The organism is Nostoc sp. (genome assembly GCF_036916655.1).
Lineage (GTDB): Bacteria > Cyanobacteriota > Cyanobacteriia > Cyanobacteriales > Nostocaceae > Nostoc.
Window position 1 is genome coordinate 47,440 of sequence record NZ_JBALFY010000023.1, and the last position, 17,286, is coordinate 64,725.

The 17,286-nt window shown below is 40.9% G+C and carries 19 protein-coding genes, 1 tRNA gene and 1 pseudogene; 12 read left to right on the forward strand and 9 right to left on the reverse strand.

Going from position 1 to position 17,286, the window contains the following annotated elements:
- Positions 1–54: 54 nt before the first annotated feature.
- Positions 55–1,584, forward strand: coding sequence for a YifB family Mg chelatase-like AAA ATPase (locus tag V7L31_RS06265; RefSeq protein ID WP_334695446.1), 1,530 nt, complete (start codon positions 55–57; stop codon positions 1,582–1,584).
- A 9-nt stretch (positions 1,585–1,593) separates the two neighbouring features.
- On the opposite strand, the gene V7L31_RS06270 is transcribed toward V7L31_RS06265, so the two are convergent.
- Positions 1,594–2,235 carry a type I restriction endonuclease gene (locus V7L31_RS06270; RefSeq protein ID WP_334695447.1) on the reverse strand — a complete coding sequence of 214 codons (642 nt, stop codon included), beginning with the start codon at positions 2,233–2,235 and terminating at the stop codon, positions 1,594–1,596.
- Between the two features lie 193 nt (positions 2,236–2,428).
- Between V7L31_RS06270 and V7L31_RS06275 the strand changes: the two genes are divergently transcribed.
- The 5 genes and pseudogenes from V7L31_RS06275 (at position 2,429) to V7L31_RS06295 (ending at position 7,007) form a co-directional block, all read left to right on the forward strand.
- Positions 2,429–3,445, forward strand: coding sequence for a YihY/virulence factor BrkB family protein (locus V7L31_RS06275; protein WP_334695448.1), 1,017 nt, complete (start codon positions 2,429–2,431; stop codon positions 3,443–3,445).
- A gap of 211 nt (positions 3,446–3,656) precedes the next feature.
- On the forward strand, positions 3,657–4,208 hold the full coding sequence (locus V7L31_RS06280) for a DUF421 domain-containing protein (protein WP_334695449.1): 552 nt from the start codon (positions 3,657–3,659) through the stop codon (positions 4,206–4,208).
- A gap of 40 nt (positions 4,209–4,248) precedes the next feature.
- Complete coding sequence (gene purB, locus V7L31_RS06285) at positions 4,249–5,544, forward strand: adenylosuccinate lyase (protein ID WP_179063707.1); 1,296 nt, start codon at positions 4,249–4,251, stop codon at positions 5,542–5,544.
- 173 nt (positions 5,545–5,717) lie between these two features.
- Positions 5,718–6,593: pseudogene (locus tag V7L31_RS06290) on the forward strand (uroporphyrinogen-III synthase).
- A gap of 102 nt (positions 6,594–6,695) precedes the next feature.
- Positions 6,696–7,007, forward strand: coding sequence for a ferredoxin (locus tag V7L31_RS06295; RefSeq protein ID WP_334695450.1), 312 nt, complete (start codon positions 6,696–6,698; stop codon positions 7,005–7,007).
- A 345-nt stretch (positions 7,008–7,352) separates the two neighbouring features.
- Here V7L31_RS06295 and V7L31_RS06300 read toward each other — a convergent pair whose 3' ends face one another.
- Complete coding sequence (locus V7L31_RS06300) at positions 7,353–7,673, reverse strand: hypothetical protein (RefSeq protein ID WP_334695451.1); 321 nt, start codon at positions 7,671–7,673, stop codon at positions 7,353–7,355.
- 635 nt (positions 7,674–8,308) lie between these two features.
- Between V7L31_RS06300 and V7L31_RS06305 the strand changes: the two genes are divergently transcribed.
- From V7L31_RS06305 to V7L31_RS06330, 6 genes are all read left to right on the forward strand, one after another.
- The gene (locus V7L31_RS06305) at positions 8,309–9,592 is read left to right on the forward strand and encodes a glycoside hydrolase family 10 protein (RefSeq protein WP_334695452.1); all 1,284 of its coding nucleotides are present in this window, start codon (positions 8,309–8,311) and stop codon (positions 9,590–9,592) included.
- Between the two features lie 253 nt (positions 9,593–9,845).
- Positions 9,846–10,409: a hypothetical protein gene (locus V7L31_RS06310; RefSeq protein ID WP_334695453.1), complete on the forward strand. Its 564-nt coding sequence runs from the start codon at positions 9,846–9,848 to the stop codon at positions 10,407–10,409.
- A 341-nt stretch (positions 10,410–10,750) separates the two neighbouring features.
- A complete protein-coding gene (locus tag V7L31_RS06315; protein WP_334695454.1) occupies positions 10,751–13,000 on the forward strand; it encodes a GAF domain-containing protein in 2,250 nt (749 codons plus the stop codon).
- Positions 13,001–13,063: 63 nt separating this feature from the next.
- Positions 13,064–13,135: transfer RNA gene (locus V7L31_RS06320), tRNA-Lys, on the forward strand.
- Positions 13,136–13,325: 190 nt separating this feature from the next.
- Complete coding sequence (locus V7L31_RS06325; RefSeq protein WP_334695455.1) at positions 13,326–13,556, forward strand: hypothetical protein; 231 nt, start codon at positions 13,326–13,328, stop codon at positions 13,554–13,556.
- Positions 13,528–13,881, forward strand: a complete 354-nt coding sequence (locus V7L31_RS06330; protein ID WP_334695456.1) for a hypothetical protein — start codon at positions 13,528–13,530, stop codon at positions 13,879–13,881. The genes V7L31_RS06325 and V7L31_RS06330 overlap by 29 nt, the downstream gene beginning before the upstream one ends.
- 147 nt (positions 13,882–14,028) lie before the next feature.
- Here V7L31_RS06330 and V7L31_RS06335 read toward each other — a convergent pair whose 3' ends face one another.
- From V7L31_RS06335 to V7L31_RS06365, 7 genes are all read right to left on the reverse strand, one after another.
- Positions 14,029–14,223 (reverse strand): hypothetical protein, encoded by a 195-nt coding sequence (locus V7L31_RS06335; protein ID WP_334695457.1) that lies wholly within the window; start codon positions 14,221–14,223, stop codon positions 14,029–14,031.
- A 5-nt stretch (positions 14,224–14,228) separates the two neighbouring features.
- On the reverse strand, positions 14,229–14,582 hold the full coding sequence (locus tag V7L31_RS06340) for a hypothetical protein (RefSeq protein WP_334695458.1): 354 nt from the start codon (positions 14,580–14,582) through the stop codon (positions 14,229–14,231).
- Between the two features lie 54 nt (positions 14,583–14,636).
- The gene (locus V7L31_RS06345) at positions 14,637–14,783 is read right to left on the reverse strand and encodes a hypothetical protein (RefSeq protein ID WP_334695459.1); all 147 of its coding nucleotides are present in this window, start codon (positions 14,781–14,783) and stop codon (positions 14,637–14,639) included.
- Positions 14,784–14,877: 94 nt separating this feature from the next.
- Positions 14,878–15,366 carry a hypothetical protein gene (locus tag V7L31_RS06350; protein WP_334695460.1) on the reverse strand — a complete coding sequence of 163 codons (489 nt, stop codon included), beginning with the start codon at positions 15,364–15,366 and terminating at the stop codon, positions 14,878–14,880.
- Between the two features lie 8 nt (positions 15,367–15,374).
- Positions 15,375–15,626, reverse strand: coding sequence for a hypothetical protein (locus V7L31_RS06355; RefSeq protein WP_334695461.1), 252 nt, complete (start codon positions 15,624–15,626; stop codon positions 15,375–15,377).
- Positions 15,627–15,629: 3 nt separating this feature from the next.
- Positions 15,630–16,328 (reverse strand): hypothetical protein, encoded by a 699-nt coding sequence (locus V7L31_RS06360; RefSeq protein WP_334695462.1) that lies wholly within the window; start codon positions 16,326–16,328, stop codon positions 15,630–15,632.
- A 202-nt stretch (positions 16,329–16,530) separates the two neighbouring features.
- The coding region (locus tag V7L31_RS06365) for a collagen-like triple helix repeat-containing protein (RefSeq protein WP_334695463.1) at positions 16,531–17,286 on the reverse strand (756 nt) is incomplete at its 5' end.

The following is a 17,286-nucleotide window of genomic DNA, read 5'->3' on the forward strand; positions in this document are numbered from 1 at the left end:
CAACCAACTAACTCATCTGCTAGAGATGTCTATTGGTTTACTGTGATATAAGAAATGCTTGCTAGAGTCTGGAGTGCATCAATTGTGGGCATCGATGCCGTCAAAGTAGGCGTAGAAGTCGATGTGTCAGGGGGATTACCGGGAATTGTTGTCTTGGGACTACCAGATTCAGCAATTCAAGAATCGAGAGAAAGAGTCAAAGCAACTTTGAAAAATACTGGCTTTGCCTTTCCGATGCGAAAAATAGTCATTAATTTAACTCCGGCAGATTTACGCAAAGAAGGCCCCTGTTTCGACTTACCCATTAGTGTCGGAATTTTAACGGCTTCTGAGCAAGTTAGCGCCGATTTGTTGGGGGATTATCTATTTTTGGGTGAAGTCTCTCTAGATGGCAGTTTGCGCCCGGTGGCTGGCGTCTTACCCATCGCCGCAGCAGCCCAAAAAATGGGAATTGCAGGTTTAGTTCTCCCTGCTGATAATGCCCAAGAAGCGGTAGTGGTTGAAGGCTTGGCTGTTTATGGCTACAAACATCTATCTGAGGTGGTGGATTTTTTAAATAATCCGGGGCGTTACAAACCTGTGCAGCTTGATAGTACAGTAGACATAGCCAAAGCATCATATCCTGGCGCAGATTTGCATGATGTAAAAGGACAGGCTCATGGGCGTCGTGCTTTAGAAATTGCGGCGGCTGGTGGGCATAATCTCATTTTTGTCGGGCCGCCTGGTAGTGGTAAAACTATGCTAGCAAGACGCTTACCGGGAATTTTACCGCCCTTAACCTTTGCCGAATCTTTAGAAGTGACTCGCATTCATTCGGTAGCTGGTTTATTGAAAAATCGTGGTTCATTAGTACGCGATCGCCCTTTTCGCAGTCCCCACCACTCGGCATCCGGCCCTTCTCTGGTGGGTGGTGGTAGCTTCCCCCGTCCTGGAGAAATTTCACTATCTCACAGAGGTGTACTTTTCCTCGATGAATTAACAGAATTTAAACGAGATGTTTTAGAATTTCTGCGTCAACCTCTAGAAGATGGCTACGTCACAATTTCCCGCACCAAATTATCGGTAATGTTTCCCGCGCAGTTTACTTTGGTGGCAAGTACTAATCCCTGTCCTTGCGGTTACTATGGCGATACTATCCAACAGTGTACTTGTTCACCGCGCCAACGCGAGCAATATTGGGCAAAACTTTCGGGGCCGTTGATGGATCGAATTGATTTACAAGTTGCAGTGAATCGCTTAAAACCAGAAGAAATTACCCAACAACCGACGGGAGAAACATCAACATCAGTACGCGAACGGGTGCAACAAGCAAGCGATCGCGCAATAACGCGTTTCCAAGGAGAAGCAAATCTGCGTTGCAATGCCCATTTGCAAAGTCGTCATCTCCAGAAATGGTGCAAGTTAGATGATGCTAGTCGTAATTTATTAGAAGCAGCAATTAGAAAATTAGGTTTATCAGCCAGAGCTAGCGATCGCATTCTCAAAGTAGCACGGACTATTGCAGATTTAGCAGGAGAAGATGAGCTAAAAACCAATCATGTAGCAGAAGCAATTCAATATCGCACAATCGATAGAATGCAATAAAAGGGAACGCTAAGACGTAGGAGAAATTAACTGACCAATATGCTTAAGAATTTGCAAAACGGCGTACAGTTCTCTCGCGGATGCAAACGGGGCAAAAACTCTTGACAAATCGTACTGTGGCGTATTTGTTTGCGTCACTTTCACAAATAAAATATCGTCTCCATTCGTCACTATCCCAAACACAGGTCTACTGGGGTTAGGGTTAGCCATCATATAAGCTAGGGCTTGCGGTACAGCTGACCAAACTGAGAGTGTAGTTTTTTTCGACTCTAACACCATCACCCACAACTGATCTTGTAACACTAAAACATCAATCCTTCCGCGCAATATCTCCTCACCATCATTCAAAATTAGTTCCACGGATGATTCAGCCTTAATTCTGAAAGGAGGATCGTAAAATCCAGAGAGTGCAAGTATTGGTGACACTAACAATAATATGACTGTCCCTTCTAGTAAATCACCTCCGGCACGGTGATAGAGATACCTACGGCGCACGACATCCACAGAGGCTTTTTCCGCTTCTGTAATTTCAGACAATCCCTCATACCACTCTGGGAAAAATTGCTCGTTTTCAACACGGACAAAACCAAATCGATTTTCTGCATCCTCAAGAGTGGTAATCGCTTCTGTAATTGCTGCAGTCTGTGTCATTGCTTCTAGATAAAAATTGCTTGGCTATAAGATCAACATCAGCGCATCTTTAATTATCGCCAATTGGCGATAAAATTCTAAACTCCTCCCCAAGGAAGCTGCAAAAACATCCTTGGGAGGATGTTACAACTCAGTAAATCAGTATCCAATATATCAGGGACTAAGCAACATCCCTTAGAAGGAGACTGATTTGATGAATTTGCGAGCAATTTGGAAGTTATTACAAGAAACATTCAAAGAATGGAGTGAGGATAAAGCCTCAAGGTTAGCGGCGGCGTTAGCTTATTACACGATTTTTTCGATTGCACCGTTGCTAATTATTGTAATTGCGATCGCAGGTGCAGTGTATGGAGAGGAAGCAGCCAGAGGTCAAATCGTCGGACAAATTCAAGGTTTAGTCGGCCCAGATGGCGCAAAGTTTCTCGAAACAGCGATTCAGAATGCTAACAAACCAAAGACAGGAGCGATCGCATCTATTATTAGTGTTGTAGTTTTGCTCTTAGGTGCTACTGGTTTATTTACCGAATTGCAAGATGCTATGAACACGATTTGGGAAGTGAAACCAAAACCTGGACGCGGCGTAACTAACATAATCCGCCTACGTTTTTTATCCTTTGCAATGGTGATTGGGATTGGCTTTTTACTTTTAGTTTCTCTGGTAATTAGTACGGCGTTAGCAGCATTAGTAACATACTTTAGCAACTTATTACCAGGTGTCGATTTTGTTTGGCAGATTCTCAATTTCATCCTCTCTTTTGCCGTCACTACGTTTCTATTTGGACTAATTTTTAAAGTTCTCCCAGATGTCAAAATTGCTTGGAGTGATGTTTTAGTTGGAGCTATTCTCACCTCATTTTTGTTTTCTATCGGGAGATTTTTATTAGGACAATATTTAGGTAATGGTAGTTTTGGTTCAGCTTATGGTGCTGCTGGTTCACTGGTCGTTATTTTAGCTTGGGTTAACTATGCCGCACAGATTCTTTTCTTTGGTGCAGAGTTTACCCAAGTTTATGCCAGAAGATACGGTAGCGGCATAACTCCAACTAAACATGCCATACCTCTGTCTGATAACACGAAATATGATGACACTACTCCAACCAGGCAAGTATCCACTAATAGAAAGACATCTTCCAGTTTTATTAATCCCTTATTTCAGAATTTTAAAAAGCCCAAGCGCTTAAAACAGAGAAGAAAAAATCAGCGATTTTAATCCATGATTGCCGGAGTAATTATATTTATAAATCTGATGTATTGAAGTATATAATATCAAGTCTGGTTAATATTTAAATCTTTTCTCCATCAGTTGGGTGCAGTTATTGGGGTTTAATTAAATCATTAACCAGAGATGATATAACTTCTAATAAAAGTTAGCTTTATAAGAAAACACAAATAAATTTATACTGGATTTTTTCCAGAATTATATGGAAAAATGGTTTTTTATCAATTGGCACGCAATTTTTGTTCCTAGCATCAGCGTCTTTGAGTTGATTATCCGTGGTTCACTAGTCTACTTAGCGCTGTTCTCAGTGCTACGCCTGCTTCCTAGCCGACAATTAGGAACGCTAGGAATTACTGATTTACTTGTAGTTGTGCTATTTGCGGAAGCTGCTCAAAATGCAATGGCAAGTAATTATACATCGATTACTGAAGGTGCGATTCTGGTCGGAACAGTGATTTTTTGGAGTTACTTGCTGAACTGGTTAGGCTACAAACTTCCCCAGTTCCAACGTTTTTTGAATCCGCCACCGTTGCTACTGGTAAAAAATGGTCGGATGATTGAACGTCATCTGCAACGAGAGTTAATTACAGATGATGAGTTGATGAGCAAGCTACGTCAGCAAGGTGTAGAATTTTTAGCTGATGTGAAGTTCGCGTATATAGAGGCTGACGGCAGGATTAGTATCATCATGTCGGATTCAAAAACTAGTTCTGTTCTGGAGCAAAAAGTAGCGTTAAAAAGCGATCTACATTAATTAAACTGTAAAATATGACGGTTGTATTCTGTGCCGAACTGTGATTGAGCGTTATACTTTGCCCGAAATGGCTAATCTGTGGAATGAAGCCTATAAACTAAAAACTTGGCTGCAAGTCGAAATTGCTGTTTGTGAGGCTCAAGCTGAACTTGGTTACATTCCATCTGAAGCTGTTGAGGAAATTAAAGCCAAAGCAGATTTTGACCCGAAGCGGGTGCTAGAAATTGAGGCTGTAGTCCGCCATGATGTCATTGCTTTCTTGACAAATGTCAATGAATATGTAGGCGATGCTGGACGCTATATTCATCTAGGTTTAACTAGTTCGGATGTTTTGGATACGGCTTTAGCACTGCAATTAGTTGCCAGCCTAGATATATTGTTGCAACGTCTAGAAGATTTGATTCAGGTAATTCGCCAAAAAGCACGGGAACATCGCCATACAGTGATGGCTGGCCGATCGCATGGTATTCACGCTGAACCAATTACTTTTGGTTTTAAGCTAGCTGGTTGGTTAGCAGAGGTGTTGCGACACCAAGAACGTTTGATAATACTCCGGCAAACGATCGCTGTGGGTAAGATTTCTGGTGCGGTGGGAACTTATGCCAATATTGAACCCCGTGTAGAAGCGATCGCTTGCCAAAAACTCGGACTCAAACCCGATACAGCCTCAACACAAGTTATTTCCCGCGATCGCCACGCCGACTATGTGCAACAATTAGCCTTGGTAGCCGCAACCATTGAACGCTTTGCTGTAGAAATTCGCAATCTCCAAAAAACAGACGTTCTGGAAGTTGAAGAATTTTTCGCCAAAGGTCAAAAAGGCTCTTCAGCAATGCCACACAAGCGCAACCCCATTCGTTCGGAACGATTAACCGGAATGGCACGACTCGTCAGAAGTCATGCAGGTGCAGCTTTAGAAAACGTTGCCCTCTGGCATGAGCGGGATATTTCCCATAGTTCTGTAGAACGGGTAATTTTGCCAGATGCTTGCACTTTGACTCACTTCATGCTGTCAGAAATAACCGACTTGGTGAAAAACCTGTTGGTTTATCCTGAGAACATGAAACGGAATCTCAACTGTTACGGCGGCGTTGTGTTCAGCCAAAAAGTACTACTGGCTTTGATAGACAAGGGAAGCAACCGAGAAGATGCTTATGCGATCGTCCAAGAAAGCGCTCACGCTGCTTGGAACAAACCAGCAGGCAACTTTCAGGACTTAATTAGCAAAGACCCACGTGTTACCCAAAAGTTGTCTCCAGAAGAACTAGAGGTGTGTTTCGACCCCCAGCAACATCTGCGGCATTTAGAAGAAGTTTACCAACGATTAGGAATTTAGCATTAATTTACCTGTAGTAAGCGCTTAAGCGCTTGCTACTAACCTTTTAGGGAACTCCAAGAAATAAATTATCCAATAGACATCTCCAGAAATTAAATATGCGTCACCCATAATCCTTGTAGAGACGGCGATTCATCGCGTCTCTTGACTTAACCGAAGCGAGACTTAAACAAATGGACACCCAATTAAGAGAAATTAACTTGCTCACTCCATCTAGCAAATTACCTCTAGATGGCAAGAGAATTTTAGTAACAGCACCGAGAAATTATGCTTATAGGTTATCTGAACAAATCATCAAACAAGGTAGTTTACCTATTTTCATGCCTACTATCGAAACCTGCTATTTATCAAACTACAATCAGTTAGATGCTGCTCTAAACTACATAGACGAATTTGATTGAATTGTGTTTACAAGTAGAAATGGCATCACTGCATTTTTTCACCGCATGAATGATTTGAATATTCCTATATCTGTGGTACAAAAATGTCACTTATGTGCTTTAGGAAAAGATGCAGAAAGCTTATTAGCTTTTTGTGGCAAGGTAGATTTAATTCCAACAGAACCTACTCCAGCCGGAATTGTGGCTGAACTTGCAAAACTTCCGCAAATTCAAGAGAAAAAAATCCTAATACCTACTCCAGAAGTTGTTGGTTTACCTGAGCCTGATGTCGTACCCAATTTAATTACAGATTTGCAGAAATTGGGTATAGAAATAACTCGCGTACCCACTCATATTACACAGGGTTTAGACAAAAGTATCTACAGTGTGGAATTAAATCTGATACGTCAAGGAATTATCAATGTAATAGCCTTCAGTAGCACAGCAGAAGTAGAAAGCTTTTTGAAAATGGTTAACTTGCAAAGCGATTATCAAGGCTGGGTTATTGCATGTTTCGGCCCTTATACAACTGCTAATGCTCAAAAGTTGAGTATGAATGTTTCGATCATGTCTAAAGACTATACTTTATTTCAGGGATTTGCTGAAGCGATGTCTACGACGGGCTACGCCTACGCAGCATTTTTTACTCTTACTTTCAGTTCACACTAACTGCCTCAAGATATAGATTAATTAACGACATTTGACTCTAGACTAGCAGCACATAAACCCGTAGTATCGAAAATGGAGTTTATATTGAGTTAGGAATTTTTTATGGCAACTTACAAAGTTACACTACGTATCCCAGAAGGTGACCACGCAGGTGAACACGTAATTGAAGTCCCTGATGATGAGTACATCCTAGAGGTCGCTAACGAAGAATATCACCTGGACTTGCCCTATTCCTGTAACGCTGGTTCTTGCTCTACCTGTACCGGGAAGCTGATTTCAGGTACAGTTAACCAAGACGATCAGAACTTCTTAGACAACGATCAAATTGACGAGGGATGGGTTCTTACCTGCGTTGCCTATGCTACTTCTGACTGTGTTATCGAAACCCATCAAGAAGAAGCACTTAACGCTTAACCCAGAAATGTGGATTTAACATAACACAAAAATCCCCACCCTCAACTCTTAGTAAGTAGGGTGGGGTTGAAGAAGAATTCAGAAATCAGAATGGGCTACGCCCCACTGCGCTATCGAATACTCGCTTTGTGCGTCGCTTTTTTATTGAGGTAAAAGAGAAAATTTTCATATTGTGAATAAATAGAAAATTATGCTGTTATTATAAAATTTGCTACTGTATTATTACAGTAATAACTAAGTTTTGTTAAAAATAGGACTTACGCATTAACCTAATGGTTAAAAATTAAAAGATACGAATTTTTACAGCGATCGCTTGATATCTCTGGGTTTAAGAACATATTTTGCTTATAGGCTCAGGCTGGTGTAGTTAGAAATAATGTTCCGGTTTTGAGTTCCTGTATTCAAGTCCAAAATCGTCTGATAAGTTGCGTCTCCAGATATTGAGTTATTGAAATGATGGACATTATTCCACTCAATAACTAGTTGATCGTTAATGATATCACTGTTAATATCATTGAATTTATAAAACACCAAATCATCTGGAACCGTATTGAGAACAGTTACCCAATCATCCCAAGCTATAGCGATCGCAGATTGAACTAAGTTTGTAGTAAAATCGGTGTTGTCTGTACCAACCGATGTGTTTTCTAGCTGCTTCATCATCATTACTGTCCTTTGATAAAACTCTGGATTAGACTAAAATATTTGTTAGCTACAAGGATTTAGATTGATAGCGCTGTTTACTCCCAGTACTGATCTACTTGGGTATTAGCCCTGATCCTCGTAATCACTCTTCATGAAGCATTACAAAATATTTGAAAAGTTCTCTTATCGGTAGTAAAACGTTCTAGATAGAGTTTTTTATACAACACCAATAGTTTATACAAGCTATAATGGAACTAACACTGTATTTACACTTAAATAGCATCAGACTGACTCAAAGTTGAGTGAATCTATATAGCAATCCGATTTGATTTTTGAACTTATTTGCGTGCTGCGCTTCTCGCACCATAAGCGCGATAGGCAGAGAGTAGGGAATCAAGCCTTTTTGAGTTGTAGGGAGTTTTTCACGCAATCAAATACCGCGATCGCATTTCTGCACTCCAATAAGAGTTGCCAAAATGACTACAAGATACTATGTACGTATCGAGAATTATCGGCAGCTAGTAAGAATTGTCTGCTAAGAGACATTTATTAATTGATATCTAGACATTAAATCATCATTTATTTACATCATCCGGAGGATTATAACTTTAATTTGTAGTTATATATATTCCGATCGCACTAGGTTAAGCTTACAAATGAATCGGGTTGTTCGCCGTTGTTTTTCTTACTTACTGTGTTTGGGATTAGTAGTTGCTTTAACAGTTTTCTTACCCTCTTCACTACCAGTTTATTCCCAAAAAACAAGTCCTTTAACTACAGAAATTCGCGGCGTTTGGCTCACTAATGTTGCTAGTGGTGTACTATTTGTCCCTTGGGGTATTAACCGTGCCATAAATCAATTATCGGCTCTCAATTTTAATACAATTTATCCTGTAGTTTGGAACCGAGGACATACTTTTTATAAAAGTGCCGTAGCCAAAATGACTACAGGCTCGGATACTCAACCTTTACTCAATTTTCTGCATGGTGGACAGGATGTTTTAGCAAAGATAGTAACACTTTCTAAAAATAAAGATATGAGAGTAATTCCCTGGTTTGAATATGGGTTCATGACTCCTCATTATTCGCAATTAGCAAGGCGTTATCCCGATTGGTTAACAATTGGTCAAAAAGGTATAAACTCTATTCAAGATGCCCCACCAGAAGAAATTGACAATGTTTTGGTGAGCAAACAGGCTTGGTTAAATCCTTTACATCCACAAGTACAAGAGTTTATTCAATCGCTAATATTAGAAGTTATCAGAGATTACGATGTGGATGGTATTCAGCTTGACGATCATTTTGGAATGCCTGTACAGTTTGGCTACGATCGCTTCACAATTAAACTCTATCAGCAAGAGCATCAAGGCAAAAGTCCCCCTATCGACCCTTTCAACCCAGAATGGATGCATTGGCGAGCCGATAAAATTACTGATTTCATGGCGGAAATCTATCAAGCTATCAAGGCAGTCAAACCCAAAGTCAAAATATCTTTGTCTCCTAATTATCAAGCTTTTGCCTACAAATACTATTTGCAAGATTGGGAAAATTGGGTAAAAAAAGGTTTAGTTAATGAGTTAGTTTTGCAGGTATATCGAAACGATAAAAACTCTTTTATCGCTCAACTAGAACAACCATCTGTAAAATTGGCTCAAAGTTTAATTCCTGTAGGTATTGGTATATCAACGGGAACGGTAGGTAATCCGGTGAAAATGGCACAAGTTAGAGAACAAGTTCAAGCAGTGCGCGATCGCTACTTTGATGGTGTATCCTTTTTCTACTGGGAGAGTCTTTGGGGTTACATTGCACCTGAATCACCCCAACAACGACGCAAAGCTTTTTTTGATATGTTTAATGCTAAAACTGTCAGACTATTGCAAACAAAGGCACGAGGTAGGAGGCAGGAGGTAGGAGGAAAGAAATATTACGAGAAACTTTAGTTATAGGTTATTGTCCAATAGTAAGCTGTTCCATATTTAAATTGTATAAGCTGGGCGCTCATGTTGCCCACCCCACAAGAGTTATGTTTAATTTGATTATGCAAATTAGATGTTTTTTAGCTGATCAAAAATACTAATCAGAATGGAATGTGCCACGAGATACAAAGCGTCCATAGCCTAAGTACCACACTTTTAAGCGCGGGTTCCTCCTGCAAGAACTGCCTTCCTCCTCCTGAAAAACAAAGAAATTTTGATGTTATTTGCGCCTGGAAATACCAAATTTGGCTTTACACTGCTGTGGACTTTAGCTACTTTTGGCGGTTTTTTATTGAGTTTACTCTTAATTGAAGTCGGTGAAAAACCCGATGTTGGGGTAGTAGAAGCAGCCATCGGGGGATTTGTGATCGCACTTTTTCAAGGTTGTCTTCTCAAACAACCTATATTTTGTATCAGGTGGATTTTGGCAAGTCTTTTGGGTTGGAGTATAATCACTGCGATCGGTATTGGTGCTGTAGGTTGGATTGTACCTAGCACTCAGATTCTTCCCATGAGAATCTTGTCAGGCGCAGTTTATGGTAGCCTTGGCGGTTTGGGGATTGGATTAGCACAATGGTTAGCAATTTCCCAGCATCAGGCATGGCGATGGATATTTGTCTCTGCGGCAAGTTGGGCTGTTGCTATTCCTGTGGGTTCTGTTGTGGGGGCGATCTTGCGCCACTTAACGCGGTTATTCTTCGGCGAAGTGATCGGGTTAGCCATCACCTGGCTGCTGGTTGCTATCCTCACAGGGATGAATGCCCACAAATTGCGATTGTAAGTTCTCACTCCCCACTCTATTATTAAGAATTATAAATTTAATTGATATATACTTATGATTGCACTTAGATATGTGCAAGAATCTGGAAAAACTGTTAAAAACCAGTTTCAAGTAAGTTTGCCTTAACCTGCAAATGTATTTTCACCTTCAAAAAGCAGGATTTGTTAAGCTGACTCCTATTAGCTTTCCTAGATTTCTGACAAGAAGTAGAGAAAGATCCAAATTTCGATGAGCAACAGCTGACAATACTTTGCTATAGGCGCTAAAGTGCATCTACTACTACAAGCTTAACGACAAGAGAGCGCCTAGAAGAGTCAGTAATACCAGACAGGGACTCTCGCATGAATATAAATCCAGCAGAATCAACTATGGAGTTGACAAAATTATCACCACCTCAAATTCTTTTCGGCACAGAAGTAGATGAGAAAAGCAGTAGCGAGCAATTTTTATTGAGCATGTACGATTCTGTGCAGGCATCAATATTTGTAGTTGATGTTCTGGAGGATGGAGATTTTCGATATGTAGCCCTTAATCCCACTCATGAGCGGTGGATAGGCATTTGCTCAGACGATCTCCGGGGCAAAAAACCAGAGGATATTCTCTCCCCCGTTGATGCTGCTAGGGTACGTCAACGTTATGCTGACTGTGTAAGTTTCGGCACAACTATTTCTTACGAACAATGTTTGCAATTCCAAGGAATACCTACTTGGTGGAGTACGACTCTCACTCCACTCAAGGATGCTAACTCCAGGGTTTATCGACTGATTGGCACTAGCAGCAATATCACCCCTGTGAAGCAAGCAGAACAAGCCGTTGAACTCCAGGTTGAACGAGAGCAATTGCTAGAAGCGATCGCTGGAAGGATTCATCAATCTGTACAATTAGAGACAATTCTGCATCAGACAACAATTGAACTCCGGCAGTTTTTGAATTGCGATCGCGTGTTAATTTATCGCTTCGAGGCTGATGGTAGTGGAATCATCATTGCCGAATCAACTGTAGCCGCCAGTAATCCTCTCTTGGGAAAAAATATCAGCGATCCCTGTTTGGCTAGCAAACATCCAGAACACTACGGAAGAGGCTGCATTCAAGTTGTCGAAGATATTTATGCAGCCGGACTGCATCCTTGCCATATAGATTTCCTGGCATCTTTGCAGATTAGAGCTAATCTAGTCGTGCCGATTTTCCAAGGGCAAGATATGTGGGGGCTATTAATTGCCCAGCATTGCCGAGAATCGCGTCAATGGCAGCAAACGGAAACTGACTTGCTCAAACAGTTGGCAACTCAAATCGGTATTGCCATCCAACAGGCAGAACTTCATCAGCAACTCCAGGATCTCAAAGCCCAGATGGAGTTGCAAAAACAGAAACACCTCAATCAGTTGCAGCAGGTGCGAAACTTTGAAGCCTTGGTGCGACGGATGACAGAACAAATCCGTGACAGTCTAGATGAGACTCAGGTGTTGCAGACAGTCACCCAAGAATTAGCACAATTACTGAACCTTGAGCGTTGCCAAATCGAACTCTATAGCACCTGCCAAACTCTAGTTACTATCACTTACGAATACAGCATTAACTTACCCTCATGTCAAGGATTGAGTAGACAGATTGTAGACCGTCTAGAAGTTTATCAGCCGCTATTGCAAAAACAACCATTGCAATTTTTAGAAATTCTGCCGGGATGGCAACCAAAGTTGCTAGTTATGGCTCAGATGGCTTGTCCAATTTTCGATACTCAAGGGATTTTGGGAAATATTTGGTTGACGAGACCATCACAAGAGGCTTTTGATGAATTTGAAATTGAGTTAGTGCAGCAGCTAGCAAATGAATGTGCGATCGCCATTCGTCAAGCAAAGCTTTACAAACAAAACCAGGCACAGGTAAAAGAACTAGAAAAACGCGATCGGCTAAAAAACCAATTTCTCAGAACCCTCTCTCAAGAACTGCGGACACCAATAACAAGCATTAGCCTTGCAGTCCAGACTCTCGAAAGTGTCCTCACACCAGCAGAAATATCAGAGATAGAAATAGTTCCGCAACTATTGCAAATTCTGCATAACGAGTGTGGGCGAGAAAGTAAGTTAATTAACGATCTACTCACACTCACATATCTCGAAGCCGAACCCGATCCGCCAACTTTGATTGCCATTGACTTTCAAAGCTGGCTTCAGCCGATTATCGATTCTTTTCGAGACCTCACCAATTGCCAGCGACAACACTTAAACCTAACTGTTGATCGTGCCTTGCCGCCTTTGGAGACAGATATCACTGATTTGGAGCGAATTGTCACCGAACTACTTAACCATGCCTGCAAATACACACCAGCCGGTGAATACATCACAGTCTTTGCTCACCTGACAGGGGATGCGATCGAGCTTAACATTACCAATTCGGGAATAGAGCTTACCAGCAATGAACTGTCACGGATTTTTGAGCCTTTCTATCACCTTTCCAAACACGATCCTTGGAAACATAGCGGCACCGGATTGGAATTGGCATTAGTGCAGAAAATGGTCAGACATTTAGGCGGCTCAATTTATGTAGAGAGTGCAGCCGGTCAAACCACCTTCATTGTTAAATTCCCCTTTTAATTCGTTTTTTGGGTGCGGTACTAGCTAAATTGTCAGAAGTTATGCTATGATTGTTATTCGTGTGGGTGACTAGCTCAACGGTAGAGCAGTAGACTCTTAATCTATTGGTTGCGGGTTCAAATCCCTCGTCACCCACTTCTTTCAGACCTCAAAATTTCCCTTTGACTAATTCTTGACTAAATCGAGAAAGTACCAACTGCTGAAAGCCTTGTCTGTCAAGGGCAAACAACACTAAAGCTTTGACTAATTTGAATAAAAACGCCTACTGTCCAGTGGATTATCTAGTCTGTCCACTGGACAGTTAAAATGTGGCAAAAAGGCAATTATGCCCAATTACGACGATCCGCTTTACCAAGCCGCAATCAACGCAGTTCGGACAGCATACCAGCAAGCACTAAAAACCAAACTTTGTAAAAACTGTGGGTATTTAGCTGAAGATTGGGCAGCCGGGACTGGGAAATATTTTTGCTCCCATCCTGAAACTGATTTTGTCGAGCTTGAGTTTAACTTAGTGGACAATCCTGCTAATGATTGTGATTTTTTCGAGCGCAAGTGACGAAATGGAGATTATGACTCCCTACTACAAATTAGAAGGACAAACCCCGGTTGCCGTTGAGTCCTTCATGGAGTGGTCTTTGTGGATAATGTCAGCTAAAACCACGGTTATGATCAACGAACTGAAGGACTCTATAATTTCAACTAGATTCGTGGGCATAGACTTAAACCCTGGCAGCAGCAACTCTAAGTCTCAACCGATGGTGTTTGAAACTTTGGTCATGGGTGGGGCAATAGATGGAAAAAGAAACTTCTACCCTACATGGGACGAAGCAATACAGGGGCATCTTAAGATATGCACTCAAGTTTTTAAATTATCAGAGTGAATCGCCAAGCTTTGCCGAGTCGAACGGCTTACCACATTCCCTGTTCGGGCGAGGACAGCTACCCGCCGATATCCTCCCACTGGATGCAAAGCGACTCAAGCTCATTTTAATAAAATAGACAAATTGCTAGAGTGAATCCCCAGAGGGTTAGGAAGCGCGATCGCTTAATTGGGCTTGGTGCTGCTCTAACTCTTTCACCCGATTCTCTAGAAGTCCGTACCGAACAAAATTAATCTGTATTATTTCTTCGATCTTGACGTGCAACTGCTCTAAGGTAATTTGCAACTGTTCTAAGGTCAGTAGCAATCTTTCTTGATCAAGAGGCTTAGTGATTTCAGCCATAAAGGTTATTGTTTTTGTCTCTCACTATTAAATAGTTTTTCAGTCTTGATCCAATTGTGTTTTATCATGTCGATAACATTATTGTGCTGTAAAAGAATAGCATCTTTATAGTTAGTATAATCCTGTAAATGAATATCTACTTTTCTATCTAAAGCGATGAGTTTATCATTAAACTTATCTTTTAAATTGTCAATTTTAACAAAGTTAGTTGACTCGATGTTTCCAAACTTAGTATTGATACTTGATTCTAAATTTGTAATTCTAGTATTGATACTTGATTCGATTTGAGCCAGCTTGTAAATAGCGGAGAATATTGTGATCAGTCCGACAACAAAAGTAACAGAGTTATGAAGATCCATTGGAATTATTCAATTGCAGAAATAAACCATAATTACTTCTGCAATTGCTCCTATTTATTGAACTGGAGTTTGACTATCGGTCGTTGATGGTGTCTCCACTTTTAATTGTGGAGTTTCATTTTTTTGTTGACTTTCAAAAGCCAAAACATCTTGAGCAATCAAAGCTAGGACTTGAAAAAGAGTAGAAACATTTATCCGCATAAAATCTCCTGAAAACTGACGTTTTGTAGTAACATTCCAGCTTGTTGTCTGCTGAAATATTACTGTAAAATTTCAGCTAATTAAGGTTTTAAGTCTAGTGAGGCAATGCATCAATCTTGCTTTCGATTCGCGGCAAGTCTACATTAATGATTTGATTAACCAAGTCATCAGTAGAATCGCTTTCTGTTCCGGTGTATTCAAACAAGGTAAATGTTACATCTTGAAACCACTTAGGCACATCAAAAGTGACAGCATAACTATCAACCAATTTCGGGAAAATAATTAAAGTTAGCCGATTAAGATAGAGCCGGCGCTTTTGTACTGCATCCGAATCTGGCAGTCCACCAACAGTTAAACCTAGATTAATGCGCTGGTTTATAAAACCACCAAAATACCATGTTGGTTTACTATTAGAGCAACTAACAGACGTTGCAATAATGTGACTCTCCAAAAGAGTAGGAACAGTAATAGTAGGTATTGGAGTATAAGATTCTCCATTACTACTAATTACTGCCTGAACAGTGGTGCTATAGAATAAATCCCAGTTAGCGGAATTGCCCAACTGCAAAACTGGATTACCCATATCAACCCTTAAGCTAGATAAATTTCTATCAAGTTTTCTTCAACTTCTTGTATGTAATCGTCCATGTTTTCAATAACAGGCTCAACCATCTCTAACAATTCTTCAGGGGAAATCTCACCCGAAAGCATTAGTTTTACAGCTGACTCAACCAGCATTGAATTGCTGATAGCTTGCTGCATTTCTAGTAAAGGATCGTTGGGGATAAACAGATGAAAACATTCCCCAACTGAACGCTGAAATTGTACAATTTCTTGTAGCATTGACTAATTTGCAGGTATATCTGTCGGAACGCCTGTCCCTGTTGGTTTGGCGACACCAAAGAAGCCTGCTTCTGGGTGCAATTCCGGCGTAAAACTGACACCAATACACTTAAAAGAATTTGCGGTTATGCCTTTGAGGGCAACCATAATATAAGCTCGTGAGTCTTCCTCAGTCTCCTTCGAGATATCGGTGATTGCTGCACCACTAGGGTCTTTTACTGTAGTTGTAGTACGCCCATAAGGGACGCCACCTGTACGCGTAGGATAGGCTTTATAAGCTCGTTTTGTGATACCAGAAGTTTTAGCAGTTTTATCGGTGGTGCCTGAAGGAATAACCGCGATGTGAGCCAAGGCAGGATAAAAGCCCGCTACTTCTTTGGTTTTGGTTAAGTCTCTTTCAATTCCCAATAAAGCATCGGTTGCCGTCGATGCGAATTTTGTCAAAATGTTATTTGCGACAACCGTCATAGTTCCTTGATAAGCATTGATAGCACCACTGGCAGTACTTGGCTCAATATCAAAGGGAATAACACCAACGTTAAATCTAACGAGGTATTTAGGATCAAGCTTACGGGCAACGACTAATTTATTTGTTCCTTTGAGGTAATTTAGATATTCGCCTGCCGCGCCGCTAGTTGCTGAATAATTGGTATCTTTGAGGGTTTTGTGCAGTGCCCCAAAGCGTCTATGCTTTTTAGCCATAAAGCAGTAATTCTGATTGAAAAGATATTGCTAATCTAATCTAACTTTCACCTGAAAAACGTTGATACATAAGCTTTCAAGAGCTTACTTAATTTATGCTGTTCTATGCGACCCCTTAAGTCTCGCCAGAGTCTATAAAGCTCTATAATGCTCTAACAAATTCCGTGCAAATCAATGTTCGGTCTTCTCATACTTAGTAATTTTACTTAAAAACATCTATCCAATCCGGCTTGGTTTTTTTCAAGCCTGTAGAGAAATACTCTACACGTTTGGGGTGTGCTGTGATAGTGAGGAGTGACACCCCTCTTCTCTGTGCAATTTTTTGGATTGCTCCTTCTAAAAACTCAGGAATTACTATTGCCTTGATAGCAGTCAGCACCCTTTCTGCTTCCTCGGCAGAAATAGCATTAATGATGATTTTGGAATTATCCTTAAGAATTACAATGCCTTCATATTGACCTTTTTGGTATGAAGGTAAAGGGGAAGTTTCGTAATGCTTGACAATAGGATGGGGGACTGTTACCGGATATTTAGCTGAATCAAAATTACCTTCACTCAATTGTTCCGCAAACATAAATACCATTTGTGGTCTATTGCTTTCTATGCGAACTTGCCACCATTCCGGTACTGCCGCGTAACACTCAACTTTAGAATTGTTTTGTTGTTTTACTTGACATTCTAAGCTTTCAATTTGGCTAAGGTGTGTAAATTTTAATAGTTCCTGGGCTTCAGTTCCTTTGATAACTGATATATTTAACCCACTGAAAATTGCAGAGTTAGTGACTGGATCGCAACCTGCAAAAATTGGAACTGTAATAATAGAAAATTCCATATTTTCACTTGCTCCTTTGTCTCCTTTTTCACCTTGTGGCCCTGGTTGTCCTGGTGTGCCGGGTTCGCCTTGTGGCCCTGGCTGTCCTGGTGTGCCGGGTTCGCCTTGTGGCCCTGGCTGTCCTGG